General features: G+C 72.2%; 10 protein-coding genes and 1 other RNA gene. 4 read left to right on the plus strand and 7 right to left on the minus strand.

Annotation, left to right across the window (positions count from 1 at the left end; all coding sequences use genetic code 11):
- Window positions 1-124: 124 nt before the first annotated feature.
- From RM445_RS28220 to RM445_RS28240, 5 genes are all read right to left on the minus strand, one after another.
- Window positions 125-1,249, minus strand: a complete 1,125-nt coding sequence (locus tag RM445_RS28220; protein ID WP_311559912.1) for an epoxide hydrolase family protein — start codon at window positions 1,247-1,249, stop codon at window positions 125-127.
- Window positions 1,250-1,904: 655 nt separating this feature from the next.
- Entirely contained in the window at window positions 1,905-2,834 is a 930-nt protein-coding gene (locus RM445_RS28225; RefSeq protein ID WP_311559913.1) for an NAD-dependent epimerase/dehydratase family protein, read from the minus strand.
- Between the two features lie 179 nt (window positions 2,835-3,013).
- Window positions 3,014-3,544, minus strand: coding sequence for a hypothetical protein (locus RM445_RS28230; RefSeq protein ID WP_311559914.1), 531 nt, complete (start codon window positions 3,542-3,544; stop codon window positions 3,014-3,016).
- 65 nt (window positions 3,545-3,609) lie between these two features.
- The gene (locus RM445_RS28235) at window positions 3,610-6,456 is read right to left on the minus strand and encodes an ATP-binding protein (RefSeq protein WP_311559915.1); all 2,847 of its coding nucleotides are present in this window, start codon (window positions 6,454-6,456) and stop codon (window positions 3,610-3,612) included.
- A gap of 10 nt (window positions 6,457-6,466) precedes the next feature.
- A complete protein-coding gene (locus RM445_RS28240) occupies window positions 6,467-6,637 on the minus strand; it encodes a hypothetical protein (RefSeq protein WP_311559916.1) in 171 nt (56 codons plus the stop codon).
- A gap of 154 nt (window positions 6,638-6,791) precedes the next feature.
- On the opposite strand from RM445_RS28240, the gene shbA reads away from it, so the two are divergent.
- Together shbA and RM445_RS28250 are read left to right on the plus strand one after the other, a co-directional pair.
- Window positions 6,792-7,421 (plus strand): RNA polymerase sigma factor ShbA, encoded by a 630-nt coding sequence (gene shbA / locus RM445_RS28245; protein ID WP_311559917.1) that lies wholly within the window; start codon window positions 6,792-6,794, stop codon window positions 7,419-7,421.
- 501 nt (window positions 7,422-7,922) lie between these two features.
- The gene (locus tag RM445_RS28250) at window positions 7,923-8,687 is read left to right on the plus strand and encodes an alpha/beta fold hydrolase (RefSeq protein ID WP_311559918.1); all 765 of its coding nucleotides are present in this window, start codon (window positions 7,923-7,925) and stop codon (window positions 8,685-8,687) included.
- A 253-nt stretch (window positions 8,688-8,940) separates the two neighbouring features.
- Here RM445_RS28250 and RM445_RS28255 read toward each other — a convergent pair whose 3' ends face one another.
- Window positions 8,941-9,450, minus strand: a complete 510-nt coding sequence (locus tag RM445_RS28255; RefSeq protein ID WP_311559919.1) for a DinB family protein — start codon at window positions 9,448-9,450, stop codon at window positions 8,941-8,943.
- 39 nt (window positions 9,451-9,489) lie between these two features.
- Window positions 9,490-9,586: signal recognition particle sRNA small type (ffs, locus tag RM445_RS28260), an RNA gene on the minus strand.
- Window positions 9,587-9,888: 302 nt separating this feature from the next.
- On the opposite strand from ffs, the gene RM445_RS28265 reads away from it, so the two are divergent.
- Together RM445_RS28265 and RM445_RS28270 are read left to right on the plus strand one after the other, a co-directional pair.
- Window positions 9,889-11,037 carry a cytochrome P450 gene (locus RM445_RS28265; RefSeq protein ID WP_311559920.1) on the plus strand — a complete coding sequence of 383 codons (1,149 nt, stop codon included), beginning with the start codon at window positions 9,889-9,891 and terminating at the stop codon, window positions 11,035-11,037.
- Between the two features lie 577 nt (window positions 11,038-11,614).
- Window positions 11,615-14,428 carry an AfsR/SARP family transcriptional regulator gene (locus tag RM445_RS28270; protein WP_311559921.1) on the plus strand — a complete coding sequence of 938 codons (2,814 nt, stop codon included), beginning with the start codon at window positions 11,615-11,617 and terminating at the stop codon, window positions 14,426-14,428.
- Window positions 14,429-14,465 lie beyond the last annotated feature (37 nt).

Here is a 14,465-nt window from a genome sequence, read left to right on the forward strand (position 1 = left end):
ATGGTAGGCGTCCTCGTACTCGTCGGGAGACAGTCCGCCGAGGCCGAGGCCGCGGTGGACCGGGAGCAGTCGGGTGAGGGCGGCGATCAGGGCGCGAGCGGCCGCACGCGCATGCCGCCTCTGCTCAGCTCGGCGGCAGCAGGAAGGCCCGGAGGTCGGCGGCGAGCAGCTCGGGCTCCTCCCACGCCGCGAAGTGGCCCCCGCGGGGCATGGCGGTCCACCGGCGCAGGTCGAACCACCGCTCCGCGAACTCCCGTGGCGCCGTGACGATGTCGGCCGGGAAGATCGCCACCGCGGTGGGCACGGTGACCGGGGCGTTCGGCGTGTCGCTCCCGCCGATTGCGCTCATCATCTCCTGGTAGAGGCGGGCCGCCGAGCCGGCGGTCTCGGTGACCCAGTAGAGGGTGAGGTTGGTCAGTAGCCGGTCCGGGGTGAACCGGGACCAGACGTCGCCCCCGCAGTCGCTCCAGGCGCGGAACTTCTCCAGGAACCAGGCCGCCAGCCCGGCCGGGGAGTCGTTGAGCGCCGTTGCCAGCGTCTGCGGCTTGGTGCCCTGCACCATGACGTAGGCACCTTCCTGCTGCGACCACTGCTGGCCGCGCCGGAGGAAGTCCTGCTCGGCAGGGGACAGCGTCGCGGGATCGGCGCCGAACAGGTGCCAGTAGGGCACGTCGGTGAGGTGCAGGGCGGTCAGGCGTTCGGGGTGGCGGAACGCCAGCTGCTCGCCGATCCAGCTGCCGAGGTCGCCGCCGTGGAAGGCGAATCGGTCGTGGCCGAGGGTGCTCATCAGGGCCGCGAAGAGGTCGGCGATCCGCGCGGGGTTCGTCCCCGGCTGAGTGGGACGGTCGGACAGCCCGTAGCCGGGGATGCTGGGGATCACGAGCTCGAAGTCGTCGGCCAGTAGGGGGATCAGATCCTCGAACCGGAGGAACGAGTCGGGCCAGCCGTGCACGAGCAGCAGCGGCGGGCGTCCCGGCGTTCCGGCTCGCAGGTGGTGCAGCCCGACCCCGTCGACCGTCGTGCGGTGGTGATCGAGCGCGTTGATCCGGGCCTCGGCGGCGCGCCAGTCGTACCCGGTGCTCCAGTGCTCGACGAGCTTCCGGAGCGCACTGGGTGCGGTACCCCGCTGCCAGTCGTCGGCGACGGCATCGGGGAAGCGGGTCCGGGCCAGCCGCTGGTGCAGTTCGTCGAGGACGTCCTGGGGAACGTCGAGGACGAAGGTGGTGTCGTTCGGCAGATCGATGGTCATGGCGTCCCTCCACAGCGTCGGCGGCCCACATTCGTGCGGCCATTCAGCCCTTGAGCCCTTGAGCCCTTCCACTTTGATCAGCCAGCCAGGATCAGGGTCTGAACGGCCTTGACCAGGGTCGTGGCGCGGCTGGAACTGGAGCGGATGTTGCGCAGGATCTTCCAGCGCGGGACCGGACGCCGGGCTTGGTGTTGATCGGGTGAAGTGCAAGTGGACGGTCTTGACCGACGGCATCATCTCGGTCGCCACTTCCCGTTGGTCCTCCCCGTGGCCAGGAGCGCCGCGACGGTGCGTTCGTGGTCAATGCGCGGGTCCGCGCGCTCCGGGCCGGTCTTGAGCGCGCGGTCCCCAGGACGAGCCGGACCACGATGACCGCTCTGGCCGAGCTACTTCGCGTCCTCGCCAGCGAGTTCGTGAACGATTCGCTGGGACGACTGGTGATCCAGGGCCGGACGCCCGGCTCGTCGAGATCCCCGCGGCCACGACCGCCCCGTGTCTGCTGCGGTGAGCGTGGCGGCGCACTGCACCTTGCGACGGTCGGTCTAAGCGCTCAGCGCGGGGTGCGGAGTCGGCTCGGATCGGTGCCCGGGCGAGAGGCGACCGAGGCCCAGCAGGGCCGGGGGCTCGTCCGGCCGTTGCCCTGCGCCGCGGTCGCTTACGCGAACAATCCCTGTCGCCAGCTCGGGTGCGCCGGGCGCCACCCCAGCTCACGCTTCGCCTTGGCGTTGGAGGCACCGCGCAGCTCGGTCATCATCACCACGCCCGCCTCGCCGGCGAACAGCCGACCGAGGAGGCGCGGCACGTGCACCGGCCTTCTGGCGCCCAGTGCCTGTGCCATCGTCGGCAGCCACTCCGCGACCGGCGCCGGGTCGTCGTCGACGACGTTGTAGACCCCGCGCCTACCGCGCTCGATCGCGGCCACCGTCGCCTCCGCGGCATCGGCGACGTGGACGAACGACCACACACCGCCACCGTCGCCGACCAGCGGGAACTTGCGCTTGCGGATCAACTCGGGCATCTGCTCGCCCGGCGCCATCGAGGTGCCCGGCCCGTAGAACCCGCCGTAGCGCAGGACGATCCCTTCCGTCCAGTCGGCACCCAGCACCGCCTCCTCCAGATGGCGGATCGCGGCCACCGAGCGGCGCATCTCCCGCGCCGGCGAGGGGTCGAGCGGGTCCTCTTCGGTCTTCACCGGCCCGCCGGTTCGTGCGTACGGCATCGTGACGCTCTGCGCCACGAACCGGCGCACCCCTACGGCCCGCCCGGCCGAAAGCAGATGATCCGTACCCTCGGTGCGCAGGCGGTTGGTGTGCGCGAAGGCACGATCGAAGTGACGCATGTCCGGCTCACCGATCGCGGTCAGCTCATGGACGATGACCTCGGGCTGCGCCCTGCCGACCGCCTCGGCGACCCGATCGCGGTCGAGTGCGTCCGCCACCACCGGCACCGCGCCCAACTCGTGCAGCATGGCATGCTTCGCCTCGCTGCGGGTCATGCCGTGAACCTCATGGCCCGCCGCGACCAGACGCGGCACCAGCTGCTGCCCGATCGCTCCGGTCGCTCCTGCCACGAACACTCTCATCATCAACTCCCTCGGTCGGGGACACCCTGTTCACCTGAAGACGACGCAGCAGCCCTGGCTGTGACACCTCCGCGCACCGGAGCACGAGGCGCCGACCCCCCGGCGACGCCGGCGTGACCGGTCCGCAGAGCGGACATTGGCATGTGCGCACATCCCGCGGACGTCGGCGCGCAGCGAACGCGTCACGTCCACGGTCGGCTTCCGTCACGCGAGCGGCCGAGCGACAGGCCTGCGGCGAGTGCACAGCACAGGCCAGCGGTCTTGACCGCACTGATCGCGATGTGGCCGGCTTCCCACCGGTGGCGCACGGCTGCGAAGTCGTCCGGAATCGGCCCCGGCACCCACTGCGCCAGAATCGCGTTCACTGGCGCGACAACGGAGATCCAGATGGCCAGGCTCACCGCGAACAGGACGGTCCCGGCCATCGCCAGCCGGAAGGCCGGACGTCGGCGGCGAACCACCACGGTCATGATCGCGCCGAGGGCGATCGCGCCCACGTCGAGTGGCGCGCCGACGATGGCGAAGTAGGCGAACTGACCGTGGAACACCGTCGCCTCGCGCCAGAGCTCCGGTGGCCACGCGGTCAGTCGCGGCGGGGCTTCGAGCAGATGGGCGAAGGACGGACCGAGGCTCAGCGCCATGACGAGTATGGCGAAGAAGCTCGAGACGACAGCGGAGCGCGAGGAAGCCTCCCGCCGCAGGTTCTCCGCCATTCCTCCAGCGTGTGCTCGGACCCCTCGGGAGACATCCGCCAGCCGGCCGACATCGAGCTCCCGGGTTAGCGCTGCGGATGGGCCGCGCGGCGGGCGGCCTCGGCGGCGAGCTCGGCTCGCGAGGCGACGTCGAGCTTGCCGAACACGTGGGCGAGGTGGGTTTGGACGGTCCGGCGTGACAGGAACATGCGTCCGGCGACCTGCGGGTTCGACAACCCCTCGGCGACCAGATCCACCACCGTGCGCTCGGTCGGGGTGAGGCTCGCCCAGCCGCTGCGCGGGCGGACCCGGGGGCCCCGCACACCGCGCCGGACACCCAGCGCGCGCATCCGCGCCTCGATTCTGGCCACGTCGCGAGCGGCGCCGATGCCCTCGAACGTCACCAGTGCCCGATCAAGAAACGGGCGCGCGCCGCCGACGTCGCCGGTCCGGGCGAGCTCGGTCGCGGCGTCCTCCGCCGCCAGCGCGACCATCGGGAGACGGGACGCGCGGGTGTAGTCGTCGACGGCGGCGATCAGCGGCTCCGGATCGCCGTCGAGCAGGCCCTGGCAACGACGCGCGGCACCACGGTGCGAGGCCACGTCGTCGGCTTTCGCCAGCCGAGCGACCTCGTCGGTCACCTGTGCCGCACGGTCGCGGTCACCGGCCGCCAGCGCCATCCGGACGAGGTCCGGGCCGAGCACCGGAATCTCGATCTCCAGCCCGGCTTGCAGGCACTCGTCCCAGCAGGCGGCCATCGTGGTGAACGCCTCCTGCCAGGCGCCGCGCGCGTCGAGGAGGAGCGCGCGCACCCACGTGCTCCACTGGCTGCGGAAGCGCGGCCCCGACGCCTCCACCTCGCCGATGGCTAGGTCGACCGCCTCACCGGCGCGTCGGAGATCGCCCCGGTGCAGGGCGATCAGGCCAAGAATGCTGAACCCGAGCGTGGAGTTGGTGCGCTGCCCGGTCTCGGCCGCCAGCGCAACACCGGCCTCGAGCTCGGTCACCGCGTCGGCCCACTCGCCGGTGGCGAAGTGGCCGAAGCCCCGGTACACGTCCAGGTACGCCCGACGGGTGCCGAGCCGCTCGGTGATCCGGCTCGCCACCTCCAAGGCGGCCTCGGCGTCATCGAAGCGGTCGAGCTCCATGAGCATGCGGGCGCGGGCCGCATGCATCGGGTACCGGTGGCCTTCGCGGTCCGGGCTCCGGTCGGCCCGTTCGATGGCCTCGTCGATGAGCTGCAGCGCCTTGTGCGGCCGGCCTCGAAGCTCCACGGCCGTCGCCCGCAACCCCAGAGCGATGCAGGTGGCGAGGTGGCCACCGTCGTGAGGCGCTACCGACAGGGCTCGCCCGGCGGCGGCATCGGCCCCGTCGAGATCGCCGAGCGCCAAGCGCGCCATGCTCGTCCATGCCCAGGCTAGGGCCCGCTCCGCGTCGGCGAGCATGGTGGACCGGAGCAGCCGCTCCAGCTCGCGCAGCCCGTCGGACGTCCGGCCCTGGGCGATGAGAGCCTGCGCCAGGCAGTTTCGCAGCGACTCCTCGACCGCCGCGTCGGGCGTGCGATCGAGCGCCACTCGACAGCGGGCCTCGGCGTCACGGAGCCTCCCCGCGGACAGCAGGCTGCTCGCCTCCTCGACGACCAGCCGGTCGGCGTCGGACCGTTCGGCCAGCTCGACGGCCCGGCCGAACAGCTCCGCCGCCGCCCCGGGAGACCGCGACACGGTCTCCCGGGCCGCTCGCGTCATCCAGGCGACGGCTCCGGCGTCGCCCGCTACGGCACCACGCGCCAGGTGCTCGGCCACCCGCAACGCCGGAGCGCCCGCGTCGGCCAACCGCAGGCCCGCCTCCCGGTGCAGCCCCATCCGGATGCCACGCGGCATGTCCTCGTAGACGGCGTCGCGGATGAGGTCGTGACGGAACCGCAGCCGGTCGCCGTCCTCGACGAGGATGCTCGCCGAGATCGCCGGGTCCAGCGTGGCGGCGAGGTCGAGCGCCGAACGTCTCGTGGTCGTCGTCAGGTCCAGGACGGAGAAGCTCGACCCCAGCACCGAGGCCGGGCGCAGGACCTGCAGGGTGTCGTCGGGCAGGAAGCTCAGATGACGCAGGATCGTCAGGCGCAGGCTCGGTGGCAGCGCCTCGTCGGACACCTCCGCCCGCGCGTCGACGGCATGCAGGCATCCCTCGCGCACCAGCGCACCGAGCAGCTCGGTGACGAACAGCGGGTTCCCGCCTGCTCCCGCCACCTGTGACAGCAGCCGGGGTCCGGGAGGGGCCCCGAGGACGTCGGCCACCAACCCGGCCACGGCCCGGTCCGGCAGGGGTCCGAGCCGCAGTTCCCATGCGCCCGCGGTACCCAGGACCGCAAGCGCGCGGGTCAGCTCGGAGCTGCGCGGTGTCGGGCGCAGGCATCCCACGATCAGCACCGGCGCGTCGGGAAGCTGGTGAGTGAGAGCCGCCAAGGTGAGGACGCTCGCCGGGTCGGCCCACTGGAGGTCGTCGAGGCCGAGCACGAGCGGCCGCCGGTGCGCCAGCTCGTCGACGAGGTCGACCACGCCGTCCACCGCCTGGAACTGCAGGCCGGGATCACTGCTGACCGTGATCGGCTCGTGGCCGTCGGGCCGGGGCGCCAACAGCCCGCCCAGGGCGGCACGGCGCGGGTCCGGCGACGACGGCACGCAACCGAGAGCGTCGGTCCAGAGACCGAACGGGCGGTTGCGTTCCAGCTCCTCGGATCGGCCGGTCATCATGTGCAGGCCGCGGCCCCGGGCGACGTCGGAGGCCGCCGCGAGCAGGCGGCTCTTGCCGATGCCCGCCTCGCCTTCGACGACGACGATCGTCAGGTGCCGAGCGGTTGCCCGGGCCATGGCGTCGCGCAACACCTCGAGCTGCGCGTCGCGGCCCTGGAATGTGGGCATCGCGCGCCGTACGGGCACATACCCGACGTTACCCATCTACACGGTGCGGTGCCGGGCCCTCGTCGGGTTCTGCGATCAGTCGTTCCAGCGCACGGATCAGGTCGAGCCAGCCGGAGAACGGAATGGGCTCGCCGGCTCCGACCCGACGAACCTGGCCCGCCGGGGGTGTGCGCTCGTCCACATAGACGCGGATCTCCACAGCACACATCGTGGGGCCGCCGGCAGGCGTGGACATCGGCACACTGGCCGATGTCTTGGCCGAAGGGCCTCCGCAGGCTGGACAGATGCACAACACCGACGTCGTGCGCGACGGCCGAGGAACTTCGAGGGCACCGCACGGGCCACGGTGGCCGGTGCATCGGACGGTGCTGCGCTCCTCCGAGGTCCCGGACGAGCTGGTGAGGGCGGCGATCTCCGGCGATCGGACGGCAGTCACCCGGCTGCTCGCGACGATCCGCCCACTGGTGGTCCAGTACTGCCGGGGTCGACTCGGATCCGCGGACCGAACGTCCCTTTCCGCGGACGACGTCGCCCAGGAGGTGTGCCTGGCCGTCCTGAAGGCGCTGCCCACCTACCAGCCGCAAGGCAGGCCCTTCTTGGCGTTCGTCTACCGCGTCACGGCAAACAAGCTCGTCGACGCGCATCGAGCCGCGAGCCGCGCTCGGTCCGAGCCCGTCCCGGAGGTGCCCGACGCCATCACGTCCGCTGCCGGGCCCGAGCAGCAGGCGCTACAGGGCGAGCTCTCGGCACAGCTCCACTCCCTGCTCGAGGAGCTGTCGGACAAGCAGCGGCGGATCCTCGTCCTTCGCGTGGTCGTGGGCCTGTCCGCGGAGGAGACCGGGGAGATCGTGGGCGCGACTCCAGGCGCGGTTCGGCTCGCCCAGCACCGAGCGTCGACGCGGATGCGTCAGCTCGCCGTGCCCGGGCTTCAGCAGGCCTACGACTCACGGTCGGTGTTCCCCGTTCAATCCTCGCCCAACTGAGGGGAACACGCGCGCGGCTCCCGGATCCGCGGCGTGCCACGTCATAGCGGGTCGGCCGGGAGGAGCGGGCTTGGTCCGAAGGCATCCTGCGCGGGTTCGACACCCGCGTCATGGCCGTCACCCACCAGGGCGCCGTCGACACCATGATCGCCTACCTGAACGCCCACGCGGACGCGGACCCGACTACCACGCCGGCGAGCTCGCCGCCCTGCTCGTAGCGGCCATGCGGGCCGCAGGGTGACCGGCACACGGCGCCGCGGCGCGCTGACCGTGGTTGCAGCTCATCGAGGGTGAACGCCCGCGCCGGTCGGGGAGCGCGGTCGCGCCCTGCGCTCAGGTAGCGGCAGATCGGGCCCGGCAACGCTCCGAATGCACGTCATCGGCCTGCTCACGCCGGTCGGGGTCACAGCCGGGGAGGCCCGCGCCGACGCCCTCCGCCGTTCTCGGGCACGGGCGGGTGACCACGCGGAGCTGCGCGACCTCCTCGACCGCGCTCCGCCCTTGCCGGGCAGCGACGAGCGCAACCCGAGAGCCCTGGTCGGTCGGTCGCGACATTCATCCAATACGTGCGGGGATCGGCCCACGGAAGTGACGCTCATGCAGAAGAATCCGTTGCGGCATCTTGGCGCACGACGGCGGCGCACGGTCGTGGCCGCCGCCCTCTCCATCGCCGCGCTGTTGTTGATCAACACGGTGTTGGTGGACCAGCAGGACGCTCCGGCCAAGGGGCAACCGACCCTGCCGGTCGACGGCAACCAAATCCACTTCACCGACGACGGTCCACGGGACGCCCCGGCCCTCGTCTTGATCTATGGCTTCACCGGGTCGACCAGGTCGTGGGACCTGCTGGTTCCGAGCTTGGCGAGGAGCTATCGCGTCATCCGGATCGACCTGCTCGGGCACGGCCGCTCGGCCAAACCGACGGGCAGTGGTTATGCGATCGCCGACCAGGGCCGCCGGGTGGGCGAGGCTCTGGACCGGTTGGGAGTGAGCCGCGCCCTGGTGGTGGGGCACTCCACGGGAGGGTCGGTTGCGACGGCGGTCGCCGAGCAACGGCGCGACCTGGTGACGGCACTGGCCTTCATCGACACCGGACCACACAGGGAGGCCTTCATCCCCCAGGGGCCGATCACCGGGCTCTTGGAGACGCCGGTCGTCGGGCAGCTGCTGTGGCGGCTGCGCACCGATTCTCTGATCCGCAAGCGACCGCCGTCACCCGTGATGTCAGCATTCCCCAGGCGGTCGTCGACCACGTGCGCGGCATGACGGCTGCGCCATCACGAGCGCGTCCCTGCCGGCCAACTACACCTGCTCGACCAGGTGCTGACCGTGGGCGTGCTGCTGACACCTCGCTCCGACGGCGTTCGGGACTGGGACACGACCCTCATCGCGGTGCGCGGCGACCCGCAGCTGAGCGAGGAGGAGCTGACTGCCAGCCGGGCGCTCTGGACTCGCCGGGCGGAACCAGGGTGATGCATGCCGAGGCCCGACCCGGGCCTGGCCCGGTTCGCGTGCCCCGTCAGGCTCGACGGACCTCATCGGTCGCGGCGTCCACGAGCTGGCGGACGATGTCGGCGTGCCCGAGGTGCCGCTGGGTCTCGGCGATCATGTGCACGAGCGCGCGGTGCAGCGTGATCCCGCTCGGCTCCGCCGGCGAGTGCGGGATGCGGCCGTGCGCGTCGAGGGGCAGGGCCTCGACGGTCATGTCCGCGTGCGCGCATGCCCGCAGGTAGAGCGCGATGATTTCCTCGCGCGTCTGGTCTGCGGTGGCCCACATGTCCACGTTCGGGTCGGACTCGACCGCGGCGTCGTCGTAGCGGAGCAGCGGCTCGTCCGCAGGACGGCCGAAACACGTGCCGAGATAGCCGACCTCGACGCCCGCGAGGTGCTTGACCAACCCCAGCAGGTTCGTGCCCGTCGGCGTGAGCGGGCGCCGGGCGTCGTACTCCGACAGCCCGTCGAGCTTCCACAGGAGGCCGTCGCGGGCGAGCTGCAGGTAGTGCCGCAGGTCCGCCTTCGGGTCGTCCACACGGGCCAGCCTGCCACCGCGCAGTCCGGCGGTCGCCCGGAAAGGCAAGGGTACCGCGTGCCCGCCAGAGCCTGCGCACCCTTGCTGCCTTCCGGCCCTGGGGGCTTAACAGGGTGACGCCACGCGGTACCCGGCAGGGAGCATAGCCCGTGCACGTGGTGGGTCAGGCGGCCACGGCGGCCGGGCGCACGGTCTGGGCCCGGAAGGAGCGCGTACTCCGATCGCCCCCGGCCGGTCGGGTACTGGCGCCCGCCAGCGCCGTGAACTCCCTGCGTCAAGCCGGCGAACGGCAGCGGCTCGTCCGCGGCGATGGTCGCTTCGTTCCGCCTCGTGCGCTCGCCCTCGTGACTGAAGGGGCAATGGCCGTCACTCGGGTCCTGACCCAGGGTCCCGCCGCGGCGTAGCCTCGGTTCCGGCCGCGCCCCAAGGGGAGACTGCATGACCAGCGCCGACACCGGGATTCGCCGCGTGAGGACCCTGGCCGGGGATCCGGCGTGGTTGGTCACCCGCTACGACGACGTCAAGGCGTTGCTCGCCGATCAGCGTCTCGGTCGCTCGCACCCGGACCCCACGCACGCCCCTCGCGTGTCCGGCTCGGCGATCTTCGGCGGGCCGACCGGCGCCGACCCCGCTGCGGAAGACGTCGACCGCGTGCGGATGCGCCGGCTGCTCGCGCCGGTGTTCTCCGCCCGGCGGATGGCCGCGTTGCGCCCGCGGATCGAGACGATCGTCGACGAGCTGCTGGACGCGATGTTCGCCCGGACCCCACCGGTCGACCTGCACGAGGCCGTGTCCTTCCCCCTGCCCGCACTGGTCATCTCCGAGCTGCTCGGCGTGCCCTACGCCGACCGCGACGACTTCCGCCGCTGGTCTGACGATGCGGCCAACCTGGTCGACCCCGACCGCGCCGAGCTCGGGCTGTTCTCCTTGTGGCAGTACATGCGGGGGCTGGTCGAGGCCAAGCGCGCCCAGCCCGCCGACGACGTGCTGAGCCTGCTGCTCACCACTCCGCACGAGGGCACCGTGATGGGCCCGGACGAGGCGGCGATGCTCGGTGCCGGGCTGCTGTTCGCCGGCCACGAGACCACCGTGACCGCGATCGACGGGGGAGTGCTCCGGCTGCTCACCAACCCCGACCAGCGCGCCGCCCTGGCTGCCGACCCCGCCCTGCTCGCCCCCGCGGTGGAGGAGATCCTGCGCTGCGCGCTGCCCCCGCCCCGCGATGACGACGAGCAGCGCACCGGGCTGATGCGCTACGCGCGGGAGGCCATCGAGTTCGACGGTGCCCAGATCGTGGCGGGCGAGCTGGTGCTGCTGGGTCTGCGGACGGCCAACCAGGACACCGTCTACTTCCCGGACCCGGCACGGTTCGACATCACCCGCATGCCCAACCCGCACCTGAGTTTCGGATTTGGTCCCCGGTTCTGCCTCGGTGCGCCTCTTGCGCGCCTGGAGCTGCGGGCGCTGTTCGCGGCCCTGCTCCACCGCCCGGATCTGCGGCTCGCCGTGCCGCCCGAGGAGCTGCGGCCGCGGCGGGACATCCTCACCGGCGGCCTGCAGACACTACCGGTGACCTGGTCGAACTGACCGCCACGAACCTGCAGCGGTGGCTAGCCAACGTTGATGACGCTCGGGACCGACCACCAGCGCGACAGCGTCGAGCCTTCACGGCTGTCCATCCGGCCCGCCGACGGGGGTGAGGACTACCTGGCCGTTGGTGTAGACCGCGCCACCGCTCTGCGCGTTGCAAGTGACGACGGTGTCGGTCATGCCCTGCGTCGTCGGGGAGCCCGCGCGCCGCCCCGGAGGTGCCGGATGCACCGGTGCCGAGGCCGCAGCCGTTTACGCCCCCTTACCGCCGGCGTTTCCCCCGTCCCCACCGGTGCAGCTCGTGGTGTGGTTCGGGTTGCCGGAGTTCGTGCGGCCTGCAGGTCCTCTGGAGCCGCGGTCCTGGTTGAGGCCCACGACGAGCGACGGACCACCGACCGCTGCTACCTCGGCGAAGCCACCATGGCCCTGCTCATTACACCGGCTCCTCGGGAAGGAGTGGCCACTGCGGAGCTGGTGACGGCATGATTTGAACCGCAGAGCGTCACCCGAACCGAGTTACACCACTCGGTGGGATCCGACCGCGGTGGCTCTCCGAGGCTAGGGAGGAGGCCTTTTGACGGCCCAGACGGGTGCGGGGCCGCGTCTGCGGTTGCGAGACCTCGGCCCGTTGGAGGTCGAGCTGGGCGGGGTGACCCGGCCCGTTGCGGCTGCCCGTCTGGAGTCCGCGTTGTCGTTGCTGCTGGTGAACGCGGGCCGGCCCGTCGGTGTCGACGCCCTGTACGAGGCCATGTGGGGTGAACAGGGTGTTGCCCGTTCGGTCTCGACCCTCGACTCGCACATCTGGCGGCTGCGGCGCGTGCTGGAACCGGACCGGGAGCGGGGCGAGCCGTCCACGGTCCTGGTCCGCGAGCTCGGCAGCTATCGCCTGGTCGTCGACCCGGACCAGGCCGACTCGACACGCTTCGCCCGGCTGGCCGCCACCGCTGCCGAGCTCCTTGCCGGCGACCCGGGGCAGGCGCTGCGCATCGCCGACGAAGCGTTGGGACTGTGGCGGGGCCGCCCGTACGGCACGGCCGCCGACCAGCACTGGGCCCGGGCTGCGGTCGCCCGCCTCGAGGAGATCCACGGCCAGTTGCGCGAGACCCATATCGGCGCCCTGCTCGCCACCGGCGGCGTCGACCGGGCCCTCGCGGAGCTGGAGACCGCGCTAGTCGAGGAACCGCTGCGCGAACGGCTGTGGGCCTATCGCGTGAACGCCTACCGGCAGACCGGTCGACGCTCCCAGGCCTTGCAGGCCTACGCCCAGGCCCGGGCGGTGCTGAACACCGAGCTGGGCGTCGAACCCGGCGCGGACCTGCAAGCCCTGCACGCCCTGCTGCTCCACGACGAGCCCCCGGCATCTCCGGGTCCGCGTCGGGAGCCGGCGATCGGCACGCTTCCTGCGCCGCGCAGTCGCCTGATCGGTCGCGAACACGAGGTGATCGACGTACTCGAGCTGCTCGACGCCGTGTCGCTGGTCACCGTGGTCGGTGCCGCCGGGTGTGGGAAGACCCGACTGGCGGTCGAGGTGGCCCGACGGGGCGCAGCCGGATACCCCGACGGGGCGTGGTTCGTCGATCTCACCGCCGCCTCCCCGGGCCGGGTCCTGGAGACGGTGGCTTCGACACTCGAGCTGCCGGCCACCGGGCCGGCCGAGCCCGCGGAGGGCCTGCGTCGGTTCGTCGGGGCGCGCCGCATGCTGGTGGTGCTCGACAACTGCGAACACGTGCTCGACGACACCGCCGAGCTCGTTGACGGGCTGCTCGTCGAGGGTTCGACGCTCACGGTGCTCGCCACGAGCCGCGAACCCCTCGCGGTCGACGACGAGGCCGTCTTCCCGCTTGAACCGTTGGCGGTCTCCGCGGCGGTGGAGCTGTTCCTGGACCGGCTCGAGGCCTCGACCCCCGGGGGCTTGCGCGACACCGAGACGCTGTCGAGCGTGCGGTCGATCGCCGCCGCGGTCGACGGCCTGCCCCTGGCTCTGGAGCTGGCCGCTGGTCGGGCCCGCGCCTACACCCTCGCCGAGATCGCCTCCCAGGTTCGGGTCGACGCCAGCACGCTGAGCCGGGTCGGCCGCAGCCGAGGTGCCACCCAGCACCGCACCGTCCGCGACGCGATCGACACCAGCTACCGCGACCTCCCTACCCCGCTGGCCGCACTGCACCGCGCGGTCGGGGCCGTGCCCGGACCGTTCACCGCCGAACTGGCCGCAGGACTGGTCGACGGCGCGGCGACCGACGTCGTCGACACCATCTCCGGCCTGGTCCACCGCTCCTTGCTGACCGCCCTCGGCCCCGTCAGACCCGACGGCACATCACGGTTCGCTCAGTTCGCCATCGTCCGCGGACACGCGAAGCACCTCGCCGAGCGGGCAGGGGAAAACCCGGCCGATGCGCGGGACGCCTGGGTCGAGCGGCTGATCCGGGATCGGCCACCGCTGGGCTCGGTCGCCCAGGCCCGCTGGTATCAGGCTCTCGACGACGACCTGGCCGCGCTCCGCACGACCCTCCAGCACCTGCTGATCGACGGCCCGTCCGCGGTCGGGGTGGCGCTGGCGGCCCGGCTCGGCCTGTACTGGGCCTTCAACGGGATGACCGCCGAGGGCACGCACTGGTCGCAGACGGCCATGGCGGTCTGTGACGCGCTCCCCGGGCCGATCCGCCCGCTCGACCGGTCGATGCTGCACCTTAGGCTCGGATCCTCCCTCATCGTGCAGGGCCGAACCGACGCCGGACGCGACCACATCCGCCTCGGCATCGCCGAGGCGGCCTCCGTCGCCGACGAGGAGAGACCGCTGGTGTGCGCGGAGCTGGTGGTCGCGACCGGACCGCTGCGGATTATCGCCGACGGCGCGCGACTGGCCGACGTCGCCGCTACGACGCGGCAGATCGCCGGGGGTTCGCGTGCGTTCGACGTCCTGGTTCGGCACGTCGAGCTGACCCGCGCCTTCGTCGTCGACCCGCGCCTGGAGCTCATCGCACGGTTCACCACCCTGCATGACGACGCCTGCGCCGAGGACAACTTCTACACCGCCTGGAGCGCCGCAAGTGGCGCCGCACGGCTGCTGCTCACCAACGACCGGCCGGCCGAGGCCGTCGTCTGGGCCCGGACGGCGCTGCGCGCCTCGCTCACCGCAGGCCTGCGGGACAACCCGTTCGTCCTCGAGCTCTACGGCACAGCCCTGGGCATGGCCGGCGAACACGCCGCCGCGCTGCGCGTTCTCGCCGCCGCCGAAGCGCGCTACCGCGACGGCCAGATGCCCTGGCCGCGCAGTGCAGCGCTCGCCGCACTCGTGACCTCGATGACGGCCCAGCTCGGCAGCGCCGCCGCCGAGCGGGCCCGCGCGCAGGGCGCCCGGACCACGCTAGCGGAGTTCGCCGGCGCCTGACCGTGTCCCGACCGGGGTAGGGCGCGGCTCAACCCGA

The organism is Pseudonocardia charpentierae (assembly GCF_031845345.1).
In the GTDB taxonomy this organism is placed as follows: domain Bacteria; phylum Actinomycetota; class Actinomycetes; order Mycobacteriales; family Pseudonocardiaceae; genus Pseudonocardia; species Pseudonocardia charpentierae.

Coding starts and splice junctions, on each gene's coding strand:
- RM445_RS28225 (WP_311559913.1), bottom strand. CDS start 2,834: ATGATGAGAGTGTTCGTGGCAGGAGCGACCGGAGCGATCGGGCAGCAG.
- RM445_RS28230 (WP_311559914.1), bottom strand. CDS start 3,544: ATGGCGGAGAACCTGCGGCGGGAGGCTTCCTCGCGCTCCGCTGTCGTC.
- RM445_RS28220 (WP_311559912.1), bottom strand. CDS start 1,249: ATGACCATCGATCTGCCGAACGACACCACCTTCGTCCTCGACGTTCCC.
- RM445_RS28265 (WP_311559920.1), top strand. CDS start 9,889: ATGACCAGCGCCGACACCGGGATTCGCCGCGTGAGGACCCTGGCCGGG.